This is a genomic window from Micromonospora tarensis (assembly GCF_016803395.1).
Taxonomy (GTDB): domain Bacteria; phylum Actinomycetota; class Actinomycetes; order Mycobacteriales; family Micromonosporaceae; genus Micromonospora; species Micromonospora tarensis.
Map to the genome: position 1 here is coordinate 1 of NZ_JAEVHL010000226.1, position 10,713 is coordinate 10,713.

At 71.9% G+C, this 10,713-nt stretch carries 9 protein-coding genes and 2 pseudogenes; 5 read left to right on the forward strand and 6 right to left on the reverse strand.

All coding sequences use genetic code 11. The features are described from left to right. From JM949_RS28810 to ku, 4 genes and pseudogenes are all read right to left on the reverse strand, one after another. A pseudogene (locus JM949_RS28810) lies at positions 1–422 on the reverse strand (SCO6745 family protein); the annotation flags it as partial. Positions 423–572: 150 nt separating this feature from the next. Then, positions 573–1,316 carry an FKBP-type peptidyl-prolyl cis-trans isomerase gene (locus tag JM949_RS28815; RefSeq protein WP_203151322.1) on the reverse strand — a complete coding sequence of 248 codons (744 nt, stop codon included), beginning with the start codon at positions 1,314–1,316 and terminating at the stop codon, positions 573–575. A gap of 70 nt (positions 1,317–1,386) precedes the next feature. Then, entirely contained in the window at positions 1,387–2,025 is a 639-nt protein-coding gene (locus JM949_RS28820) for a DUF4241 domain-containing protein (protein ID WP_203151323.1), read from the reverse strand. A 74-nt stretch (positions 2,026–2,099) separates the two neighbouring features. Then, the gene (gene ku / locus JM949_RS28825; protein WP_203151324.1) at positions 2,100–3,128 is read right to left on the reverse strand and encodes a non-homologous end joining protein Ku; all 1,029 of its coding nucleotides are present in this window, start codon (positions 3,126–3,128) and stop codon (positions 2,100–2,102) included. A gap of 85 nt (positions 3,129–3,213) precedes the next feature. Here ku and ligD (JM949_RS28830) point away from each other — a divergent pair, with 85 nt between their 5' ends. After that, complete coding sequence (ligD, locus tag JM949_RS28830; protein ID WP_203151325.1) at positions 3,214–4,155, forward strand: non-homologous end-joining DNA ligase; 942 nt, start codon at positions 3,214–3,216, stop codon at positions 4,153–4,155. Continuing rightward, positions 4,145–5,059, forward strand: a complete 915-nt coding sequence (ligD, locus tag JM949_RS28835) for a non-homologous end-joining DNA ligase (RefSeq protein WP_203151326.1) — start codon at positions 4,145–4,147, stop codon at positions 5,057–5,059. The genes ligD (JM949_RS28830) and ligD (JM949_RS28835) overlap by 11 nt, the downstream gene beginning before the upstream one ends. A gap of 269 nt (positions 5,060–5,328) precedes the next feature. Here ligD (JM949_RS28835) and JM949_RS28840 read toward each other — a convergent pair whose 3' ends face one another. Then, positions 5,329–6,438: a hypothetical protein gene (locus JM949_RS28840; RefSeq protein WP_238434066.1), complete on the reverse strand. Its 1,110-nt coding sequence runs from the start codon at positions 6,436–6,438 to the stop codon at positions 5,329–5,331. A 141-nt stretch (positions 6,439–6,579) separates the two neighbouring features. Here JM949_RS28840 and JM949_RS28845 point away from each other — a divergent pair, with 141 nt between their 5' ends. After that, a complete protein-coding gene (locus JM949_RS28845) occupies positions 6,580–7,332 on the forward strand; it encodes a TIGR03089 family protein (RefSeq protein ID WP_203151327.1) in 753 nt (250 codons plus the stop codon). A 159-nt stretch (positions 7,333–7,491) separates the two neighbouring features. Beyond that, a complete protein-coding gene (locus JM949_RS28850; RefSeq protein ID WP_203151328.1) occupies positions 7,492–8,454 on the forward strand; it encodes a zinc metalloprotease in 963 nt (320 codons plus the stop codon). Positions 8,455–8,673: 219 nt separating this feature from the next. On the opposite strand, the gene JM949_RS28855 is transcribed toward JM949_RS28850, so the two are convergent. Next, positions 8,674–10,353, reverse strand: a complete 1,680-nt coding sequence (locus JM949_RS28855) for a DNA repair helicase XPB (protein WP_203151329.1) — start codon at positions 10,351–10,353, stop codon at positions 8,674–8,676. Between the two features lie 172 nt (positions 10,354–10,525). Between JM949_RS28855 and JM949_RS37895 the strand changes: the two are divergent. Further along, positions 10,526–10,713, forward strand: a pseudogene (locus tag JM949_RS37895) (murein L,D-transpeptidase); the annotation flags it as partial.

Below are 10,713 nucleotides of genomic sequence, written 5' to 3' on the forward strand. Positions count from 1 at the left end.
CGTTGGCCGCGCCGAGCACCCGGCCGGGCGGTCTGCGCCGCCGAGGCGGCCCGCTCCAGCAGGTCGGCCGCCTCCGCCAGGTGTGCCTCCGGCAGCTCGTAGGTCAGCTCGGCGAGCGCCTGCACGGCACCGGTCAGCCGGGCCCGGAGCGCCTCCTGCGGGGTGGCCAACCGCCACACCGCCGGCAGCGCCCGGGTCACCATCGGCGGCGCGAAGTTGAAGAAGGCGGCGATCACCGGTGCCGCCTCGGTGGCGCCCAGCGGCGCGGCCCGACCGGCGAAGTAACCCCGCCAGTAGCCGCGCAGCCCGACCGCCTCGAACGCGGCCCGGGCCCGGGGGTGCAGGTAGGTGACCGCGTGCACGGGCTCGACGTACGCCCACATCAACCGGGCGGTCCGCCCCGACTCGTCAAGCGCCGTCATCTGCCCTCCGCGTCCCCGGTTACGGATGCTCACCCCGGGCGGCGGACCGCCCGGGGTGACGCCGAACCTACTGCCGGTGGGCGACGGGCCGGAAGCCCCATGTGAACAACTCCATCGCGGCCCGGCGACAACCGGGACGACCCGGACAGGTCACTGGGCGGCGAGCACGTCCACCACGAAGCGCAGCGGACCGGTCGGGCGTCCGCCGGCGTTCGCCGCGTCGTTGCCGTACGCCAGCTCGCCCGGGATGTCGAGCTGCACCCGGCTGCCCACGGTCACGCCGACCAGGCCCTGGTCCCAGCCGGGGATGACCTGACCCACGCCGATCGGGAAGGAGGCCGGCTGCCCGGACGTCCAGGAGGAGTCGAACTCCTTGCCGTCCTTGAAGAACACCCCGACGTAGTTCGTGGTGATGGTCTGGCCCTTCTGCACGGCCGCGCCCTTCCCCTTGATCAGCGGGGTGACCGTGAGCTTCTTGAGTTCACCAGTGCCCGGCGTCACCGTCGGCTTGGTGCCCAGCGCCGGGTCGGCGCCCTCGGGCAGCTGCGGGGCGGGGGGCGCGGCCGCGTCGGGGGCCGGAGCCGAGGCGGACGGGGTCGCGTCGGCCTGGTTCTTAGGCTTGTCGTCGCCCCCGCCGATGGTCACGAAGACCGCGATCAGCACCCCGACCACGGCGACCGCGGCGAGGCCGCTGGCCCACGCGTTGCGCTTCCGCCTCGCGTCGGCGGCCTTCTTCGCCGCCAACTGGGCGGCCAACCGGCGCCCCGACTTGGTCGCCGGGCTCTGGTCTGGGCCCGTCTGCTGCGTCCGCTCGCTCACGTCGTCGACTCCCTGCTGCGAAGTGTGGCCGGCACCCGGTGCCGGGGGGAAAGCCGACGCACACGGTACCCGCATGGCGGCCCACCGTGCCCGCCGCCGACGCCTCGGATCGCCCAGCCCGGCAGTTCCGGAACCTTCCCGGGCGTTATTCCGGGACGACCATGAAGTCGGTCACGAACGAGGTGATCCGGCCGTCGGCGGTGCGGCCGATCCAGGTGCCGTAGCAGCCGTCGCCCCAACCGGTGGCCACCGTGACGACGTTGGCCCCACTGGCCTCGTCCAGCACGGCGGTGATCAGACCGGGCACCGGGGACGCGGGCAGTTCGTTCGGGATGAAGACCTCCTCGACCCGGTCCTCGTCCCAGCCTTCCAGTGCGGCGAGCGCGGTCGGATCGGCGAGGGTACCGGCCCCGGCGTCCACCCCGTACCCGAAGTAGTCGTCAGCGCCGAGCGTGGCGACATCCTGGTCGCCCGCGACGGCCGGCTCCCAGCGGGCGGTCGGCTCGTCGGAGACGACCAGCTCGAACGCGGCCACCCGCCGGTCCACCTCGGCGTCCTCGCGCAACACCACGGCCACCCAGGCGCGGGCGGGATATTGCCCGGGCGGCACGGTCACCGTGAACGGCTCGGCCTCGGGGCAGACCAACGGGTCGCAGCCGACCACCCGGCCGGTCGGCAGCACGATGTCGTCCACCGGGTGGACCTCGATCAGGTAGCCGCCGTGCTCGTCGGTGAAGCGGGCACCGGGCGTCAGCAACCGGTCCAGGTCAGGGGTGTACGGCATTGGGGCTCCTCCGGTCGCCAGCAGCCGGCGGAGCGTACCCGGCCCGGCGGACACCGCCGCCGCTGCCGTCGGCGTCAGGCGCTCTTACGGGGTGCGGTCTTGCGCGCGGCCGTCTTCTTCGCCGGCTCCGCCTTCTTCGCGGCGGTCTTCTTGGCGGCGGTCTTCTTCGCCGGCTCGGCGGTCTTCTTCTCGGCCGTCTTCTTCGCCGCGGTCTTCTTCGCGGGCGCCTTGGCCGCCTTCCGCTCGGCCGCCTTCTGCGCGGACCGGGCCGACGAGATGGGCGTCGGCTCGCCGCCACCACCGCCGCCACCGGCGGGCTGCTCGCCGCGCGCCGCCTTGGCGCGCTCCACCGAGGCCTTCAACGCCGCCATCAGGTCCACCGCGGCGGCCGGCGCCTCCTCGACCTCCTCCGGCTGGACGACCTCCCGACCCTCCACCTTGGCGTCGATGACCTCCTGCAACGCGGCCCGGTAGTCGTCGGTGAAGACGTCCGGTTCGAACTCGCCGGTCATCGAGTCGATCAGCGAGCTGGCCATCGCCAGCTCCGGCGGACGCACCTTGAGGTCCTCGTCGAGGAAACCGAAATCCGGGGTACGGATCTCGTCCGGCCAGAGCATCGTGTTGAGCAGCAGCACACCCTCGCGGACCCGCAGCGTGGCGAGCTGCTCGCGCTGGCGCAGCGCCACCTTGACGATGGCCACCCGCTCCGAGTTGATCAGCGCGTCGCGCAGCAGCACGTACGGCTTGGTCGCCGCGCCCTCCGGCTCGAGGAAGTACGCCTTGTTGTAGAGGATCGGGTCGACCTGTTCGGCCGGCACGAACTCCAGCACGTCGATCGCCCGTGAGCTGGTCAGCGGCAGGTCGGCGAAGTCCTCGTCGGTGAGGATCACCATCTCGCCGCCGCCGATGTCGTAGCCCTTGGCGATGTCGTCGTAGGTGACCTCCTCGCCGCAGACCGAGCAGGTGCGCTTGTAGCGGATCCGGCCGCCGTCCTCACGGTGCACCTGGTGGAACCGAATGTCCTTCTCCTCGGTCGCGGAGTAGAGCTTCACCCCGATCGAGACGAGCCCGAACGACACGGCTCCCTTCCAGATGGCACGCATCCTGCGCTCCCTTCCCCGGTATCGACCATGCTCGCATCCGAAAGAACCGGACGCGAGGTGTTCGGCCTGCTACTACAGTCGGGTCGTGCCCGGCGCGCCGCTCAAGCCGATGCTCGCGATGACCGGGCCGCTCCCGGCGGGTGACGGCTGGGCGTACGAGTTCAAGTGGGACGGGGTCCGCGCGCTCGCCGACATCTCCGGTGGTGCCCAGCACCTGTATGCCCGTTCCGGCGTGGAGATCACCGCCGCGTACCCGGAGTTGGCCACCCTGCCCGAGCAGGTCGACGACGCGCTGCTCGACGGCGAGGTGGTGCTGCTCGGCGAGAGCGGGCAGCCGTCGTTCACCGCGCTGGCCGAGCGGATGCACGTCCGGGACCGGATCAAGGCGGCCCGGCTGGCCGCGGTGATGCCGGTGACGTACATGATCTTCGACCTGCTCCGGCTCAACGGCGACGACCTGACCGGCTGGCCGTACCAGCGCCGCCGCGAGGCCCTGGACGCGCTCGCCCTCGGTGGCCCCCGGTGGGCGGTGCCGCCGATGTTCGCCGACGGGCCGGCCACCTACGAGGCGGCCGGCGAGCACGGTCTGGAGGGGGTGATGGCCAAGCGGATCGCTGCCGTCTACCGCCCGGGGGTGCGCTCGCCGGACTGGGTGAAGGTCAAGCTGGAGGTGACCGGCGACTTCGTGGTCGGCGGTTGGCGACCGGGCGCGCGCCGGATCGGTGGGCTGCTGGTCGGGGTGCCCGGCCCGGACGGCCGGTTGATCTACCGGGGTCGGGTCGGCGGCGGGATCGGCGCGGCCATCGAGCGGCAGCTCCTCGCCGAGCTGGAGCCGCTGCGCTCCGGCGGGTCACCGTTCGCACCCGGTGTGCCGCGCGAGGATGCCCGGGGCGCCATCTGGGTAACACCCCTGGTGGTGGTGGAGGTGAAGTACGGCCAGCGCACCCCCGACGGCCGGCTGCGCTTCCCCCGGGTGCTGCGGTTGCGCCCGGACAAGCCTCCCGAGGAGGTCGACGATGCCGGCTGAGCGGCTGCGGGTGGACGTCGAGGGCCGCGCGTTGGAGCTGTCCAACCTGGACAAGGTGCTCTACCCGGCGGCCGGCTTCACCAAGGGCGAGGTGATCGACTACTACACCCGGATCTCCCCGGTGCTGTTGCCGCACCTGCGGGACCGCCCGGTCACCCGGATCCGGTTCCCCAACGGGGTGGACGACAAGTCGTTCTTCGAGAAGAACACGCCGGCCGCGACCCCGGACTGGGTGCGGGTGGAGAACCTGCCCGCGCCCGGGTCGACAAAGGGCCGGGAGACCATCGACTACGTGATCGCCGACGACCTGCCCACCCTGGTCTGGCTGGCCAACCTGGCCGCGTTGGAGCTGCACACCCCGCAGTGGAAGGTCGGCGAGCACCCGGACATGATGGTCGTCGACCTGGACCCGGGGCCGCCGGCCGGGCTCGCCGAGTGCTGCCCGGTGGCGGTGCTGATGCGCGACCGCCTCGCGTCCGACGGCATCGAGTCGTACCCGAAGACCTCCGGCAAGAAGGGCATGCAGCTCTGCTGCCCGATCGCCGGCAACCAGTCCGCCGATGTCGTCTCCGACTACGCCAAGCGGATCGCCCAGGAGTTGGAGCAGGCGCATCCGAAGCTGATCGTGTCGAAGATGGCGAAGAACCTGCGCCCCGGCAAGGTCTTCATCGACTGGAGCCAGAACAACGCGGCGAAGACCACTGTCGCCCCGTACTCGCTGCGGGCCCAGTCGGTGCCGTCGGTGTCGACGCCGCTGACCTGGGACGAGGTCGAGGCCGGCGCTCGCGGCCGGAAGCCGGCCGTCCGCCAGTTCACCGCCGCCGAGGTCCTGACCCGGGTCGACGAGTACGACGACCTGCTCGCCCCACTGCTCGACGGCGGCCCGGAGCTGCCGGCGCGCTGACGGCTGCCGACGATGTCCGGCAGCCGCGACAACCTTCGGGGGCCTCGCGGCGTGTAAGGCGCGTGACGGACCAACAGCAACCACTGTCCGCGGCGGACCGGTCCTACGTCGCGTTCGTCGAGGTGGCGTGGCAGCTAGGAACCGCGCGGCCCCGGCATCCACGCTTGTGGACGCCGGGCCGAGTCGGCCGCCGGATCAGCGGCGGCCGAAGACCGTGCGGCTGGAGCCGAGGCGCAGCAGCACCGTCTCACCGGTGGTGGCCAACGGGATCAGCTCGCGGCGACGGGAACAGCCGGCGAAGCACGGCGCAGCCGCCACCAGGCACCGCCGACCAGGGCGGCCGTGATGACGGTGACCGCGACGTCGCCGGCCAGGGCCGCCGCCGGGGAGGCCGGGGAGTACGGCGGCACCAGGTACGCGAACGCCGCGGCGGTGACCAGGCCCGCAGTGCCCGCAACGAGCACGTGCCGCTGCCCCCAACCGCTGCCCGACGACCAGTACGCGATCAGCCCTCCGACGGCGGCGGCGAGCGACAGAGCGATGGCCATCCCCGGCCAGCCGGGCGTCAGGTCAGCGCCGAAGCGGACGAGGACGACCAGCAGACCCACCCAGAGCGGATGCGGCACCGGACGGGCCCGGCGCGGGTGAGCGCGGCGCCAGCGGGGCAGCAGGGCGGTCGCGACCAGGGCGAGGACCACCACGGCGGCGAAGGCCAGTTGGAGCGGGCTCGCCAGGAAGTTCTTCCGGCCGCTGCTGTCGGAGAAGACCAGCAGGCTGCCGAGCAGGTAGACCACGCCGACCACGGCGAGACCGGGCTGGCCCAGCCACGGCCGCAGCCGCCGCTGCGACCCGAGGAACGACTCGATCAGCACGATCGGCGCGCAGATGGTCAGCACGATGTGGTTGCCGACGTAGTCGAACGCCTGCCGGAGGCTGAATTCGAGCCCCGGCACCAGCGTCGCCTCGGCGGCGGCGCGGCTTTCGGCGTACTGGGTGTCGTCGAGGTAGTCGGGGTTGAACAGCGACTGGTCGACCAGGCCGGCCTGGAGCACACCGAACGCGGCGGCGAGCAGCACGATGGTCGGCCACCCCGCGCCGAGGTGCCGGGCGGTCTCCCGGATCAGGATCGCCGCCCCGCCGTACATCGGGCCGAGGAAGATCAGCACCGGGAGGAAGTCGTCGATGGCGAAGCCACCCCACGAGCACTCGGCCGCCCACGGCGCGAGCAGCAGCAACGCGACCACCGGCAGGAGCCGCCGACGCAGTGGCAGTCGATCAGCGGCGACGGGGCGGTCAGCGGCGGCGAAGCGGTCTGCGGCGACGGGGCGGTCAGCGGCGGCGGGATGGTCGGCGGCGACGGGGTCAGGCTCGCGCGGCATGGGCGCTCCTCAGCGACGTTTCGGGGGTCACCGCCACCGTGCGCGGGCCACCCGGTCACCCGATACGGCCATCGGCCGCCGACCGGTGCGACCAAAGTCGTTGAGTACTGTGATGCCGACATCGACCCGGGGAGCGTGGAGATGCAGCCAACCGTCACGGCCGACCTGGCGGCCCGGCCCGTCGAGGCCGAGCATCCGCTGCTCAGCTACCGCGACGAGGCGACCGGCGAGCGCGTCGACCTGACCGCCCAGCAGGTCGGCCAGTGGGCGGCCCGCAGCGCGAGCCTGCTGCGGGACGGCTGCCGGCTCGGCCCCGGCAGCCGCGTAGCGGTCCTGCTGCCGCCGCACTGGCGTACCGCCGCGGTGTTGTTGGGCGCCTGGGCCTCGGGCCTGGCGGTGTCGTTCCGACCGCGCGCCACCGCGGGCCTGGCGGTGCTCGAACCGGGCGGTGACCGGCCGTTCGACGCGGTTTTCGTGACGCCGGAGCGGCAGGACGACTGGCTGGAGGACGTGCCGGACGCGACGCACCGCTACCTCGTCGGCACCGGGCCGGGGCGGTTGACCGACGTGCCGTTGGGCTGGTTGGACTGGTCCGCCGAGGTGCTCCGCCACCCCGACATCACGCCCGACCACACTTCCATCCACCCGTCGGACCCGGCCAGCGCGGACGGCACCACCTACGGCCAGTGGGGTGCGCTCGCCCAGGAGGTGGCCGGGATGCTCGACCTGCGCGCCGGTGACCGACTGCTGGTCGACGCCGCCGAGCACGAGCAGCCGCTGAAGTGGTTGCTGGCACCGCTCTCGGCCGGCGCGTCGGTGGTCATCAGCGCCAACCTCGACCCGGCCCGGCGGGACGCGATCATCGCCGCCGAGCAGGTGACCCGGGTGCTCTGACGCACCCCGGACCGGCCAAACAGCGCTCCGCGACGCTGTTCCGTTACATCGGCATCTGCCCTGATCAGAGGGGCTTTTGTCGATGTCGTCGGCGCGTTCTCATACCCGAACAGCGACGTCATCGACACCGCACCGCCTCCCTCACCGAAAGGTGCACCGATGCGCAGAAGATCGACCTTCCGACTGGCGGTTCTCACCGCCACCGCCGCGACGTTCCTGGCGTCCGGCGGTGCCTCCGGGGCGCTCGCCACGGCCGCGCCCGCGCCCGCCTCCCCGGGCGTCACCGCGTGTGAGCCGGGCGCCGACGCGCACAGCGCCGCCCGGGTAGCCGAGGGCGCCACCGCCCAGGAGCCGGAGCTGTACCCCAAGAACGAAGCCAACGCCTATGGCGTGATCAAGGACGCGCCGCGCCTGGCAAACGGCAGCGTCACCGTGCCGACGGTCTTCCACATGATCTCCGACCATCCGCTCACCGCGGCCGAGACGACCAGGTGGAACACCCTGATCGCCGCGCAGATGGCGGTGCTCAACGACTCGTTCGCCGGCCGCACGGCGGGCGACGCCGCCAACACTCCGTTCCGGTTCTCGCTCGTCGACACCACGTGGACGGTGAACAGCGCCTGGTACACGGTCGTGCCGGGCAAGAACGAGCGGGACATGAAGAAGGCGCTGTACACCGGCGACTCGACGACCCTGAACGTGTACGCGGCCAACATCGGCGACGGGCTGCTCGGCTGGGCGTACTTCCCGAAGGGCTACAACAACGGGCGCGACTACATCGACGGCGTGGTGATGCTCGACGAGTCGATGCCCGGCGGCACCGCCGGCAAGTACGCCCTCGGTGACACGCTGACGCACGAGGTCGGGCACTGGCTGATGCTGGAGCACACCTTCGCGCACGGCTGCTCCGCCTCCGGCGACTTCGTCGCGGACACCCCGCGCGAGGCCGCCCCGCAGTTCGACTGCCCGGTGGGCGCGGACACCTGCACCGCGCCCGGGCTGGACCCCATCCACAACTTCATGGACTACACGCAGGACTCCTGCATGAACATGTTCACCGCCGGGCAGGCCGACCGGATGAGCGACGCCTGGGTGGCGTTCCGGGCCGGCGGCGCCGGATAGCCCAGGGAACCCGCGTCGGGGTCGACGGGTCGCGCGACGGCGGCTCGTCGACCCCGTTCTGCTTCACCGGTCCGGTGGAGCCGCCAGGTTCCGCGAACCTGCACGTTTTGCCTGCCCACACCCAACACGTTGATCGACTCGGGTTCCACGAAACCGGGGCATCAAAGCGCCCCGGACACCGCGACTTCCTGAAAACCGAGTCGATCAAGGCCGCGCGGGTCAGTCGACGGTCGGCAGCTTCGGGCCGAGGACGTCGTCGGCGTCGACGATCGTGTACGCGTACCCCTGCTCGGCGAGGAAGCGCTGCCGGTGCGCGGCGTACTCCGTGTCGATCGTGTCCCGGGACACCACCGTGTAGAAGTGCGCCTGCCGGCCGTCGGCCTTCGGCCGCAACACCCGACCGAGCCGCTGCGCCTCCTCCTGGCGGGAGCCGAACGTCCCGGACACCTGGATCGCCACCGCCGCCTCGGGCAGGTCGATGGAGAAGTTGCCGACCTTGGAGATGACCAGGGTGCGGATCTCACCGGTGCGGAAGGCGTCGAAGAGCCGTTCCCGCTCCTTGTTCGTGGTCGAGCCCTGAATGATCGGCGCGTCCAGGTATTCGCCGAGCTGGTGCAGCTGGTCGATGTACGCCCCGATCACCAACACCTGGTCGTCCGGGTGCTGGTCGACAAGCGCCTTCACCACCGGCAGCTTGGTGCGGGCGGTCGCCGCCATCCGGTAACGCTCCTCGGCCTCCGCCGTCGCGTACGACATCCGCTCCGCGTCGGTAAGGGTCACCCGGACCTCGGTGCACTCGGCCGGGGCGATCCAGCCCTGCGACTCGATGTCCTTCCACGGCGCGTCGTACCGCTTCGGGCCGATCAGGCTGAACACGTCACCCTCGCGGCCGTCCTCGCGTACCAGAGTCGCGGTGAGGCCCAGCCGGCGGCGGGCCTGGAGGTCCGCGGTGAACCGGAAGATCGGCGCGGGCAGCAGGTGCACCTCGTCGTAGACGACCAGGCCCCAGTCGCGGGCCCCGAACAGGTCGAGGTGGGTGAACGCGCCGCCGCGCCGCGAGGTGAGCACCTGGTACGTGGCGATGGTGACCGGGCGGATCTCCTTGCGCTCGCCCGAGTATTCCCCGATCTCCTCCTCGGTCAGCGAGGTGCGGGCGATCAGCTCCCGCTTCCACTGTCGTCCGGCGACCGTGTTGGTGACCAGGATCAGTGTGGTCGCCTTCGCCTCGGCCATCGCCGCCGCGCCGACCAGGGTCTTGCCGGCGCCGCAGGGCAGCACCACCACACCCGACCCGCCGGCCCAGAACGCCTCGACGGCCTCCCGCTGGTACGAGCGCAGCGTCCACGGCTTGCGCCCGTCCTTGCCGGCCTCGGCCAGCTCGATCGGGTGCGCCTCACCGTCGACGTAGCCGGCCAGGTCCTCCGCCGGCCAGCCCAGCTTGAGCAGCGCCTGCTTGAGCCGGCCACGCTCGGACGGGTGCACCCGGATGGTGTCGTCGTCGATCTTGTCGCCGAGCATGCCGGCGAGCTTCTTGCTCTTGGCCACCTCGATCAGCACGAGTCGGTCCAGGGCCCGCAGCACCAGCCCGTGCGCCGGATCGTTGGCCAGCTGGAGCCGGCCGTACCGGTCCATCGTCTCGGCCACGTCCACCAGCAACGCGTGCGGCACCGGGTAGCGGGAGTACTTGATCAAAGAGTCGACCACGCCCTCGGCGTCGTGCCCGGCCGCGCGGGCGTTCCACAGGCCCAGCGGGGTCAGCCGGTACGTGTGCACGTGCTCCGGCGAGCGCTCCAGCTCGGCGAACGGCGCGATCGCCATCCGGCAGGCCTGCGCGTCGGGGTGGTCGATCTCCAGCAGCAGAGTCTTGTCCGACTGCACGATCAGTGGTCCACCGCTCACGCCAGCGTCCTCTCCTCGGTTGGTCGTCCGGCCGGAACGGGTCGCATACCCGCCGCTGGCCGACCATCCAGTGTTGCACGATGCGGGATGGCCGGAGAAAAATGCGCACCGCGCGCAACCGTGACGCCATTCTCGAACGTCTAACAAGGGGACGACTGTCAGGGGAGGTTCCATGAAGCGCGTTCGGATCACTTCCCGGCTGGTCGCCATGGTGGTGGTCGTGCTGGTCGGCGCGGGTGCGTGCGCGTTCGATCCGCAGTCCGGCGGGAGTGGTGGCGGGGGAGCCGCCCCAGCCGGTGCGGCGGAGGCAACGGGGGCGAGCGGCACGTCCGGGCCGGACCAGCGCGGCCGACCCACGCC

Coding starts and splice junctions, on each gene's coding strand:
- JM949_RS28815 (WP_203151322.1), bottom strand. CDS start 1,316: ATGCGGGTACCGTGTGCGTCGGCTTTCCCCCCGGCACCGGGTGCCGGC.
- JM949_RS28820 (WP_203151323.1), bottom strand. CDS start 2,025: ATGCCGTACACCCCTGACCTGGACCGGTTGCTGACGCCCGGTGCCCGC.
- ku (WP_203151324.1), bottom strand. CDS start 3,128: ATGCGTGCCATCTGGAAGGGAGCCGTGTCGTTCGGGCTCGTCTCGATC.
- ligD (WP_203151326.1), top strand. CDS start 4,145: ATGCCGGCTGAGCGGCTGCGGGTGGACGTCGAGGGCCGCGCGTTGGAG.
- JM949_RS28840 (WP_238434066.1), bottom strand. CDS start 6,438: ATGCCGCGCGAGCCTGACCCCGTCGCCGCCGACCATCCCGCCGCCGCT.
- JM949_RS28845 (WP_203151327.1), top strand. CDS start 6,580: ATGCAGCCAACCGTCACGGCCGACCTGGCGGCCCGGCCCGTCGAGGCC.
- JM949_RS28850 (WP_203151328.1), top strand. CDS start 7,492: ATGCGCAGAAGATCGACCTTCCGACTGGCGGTTCTCACCGCCACCGCC.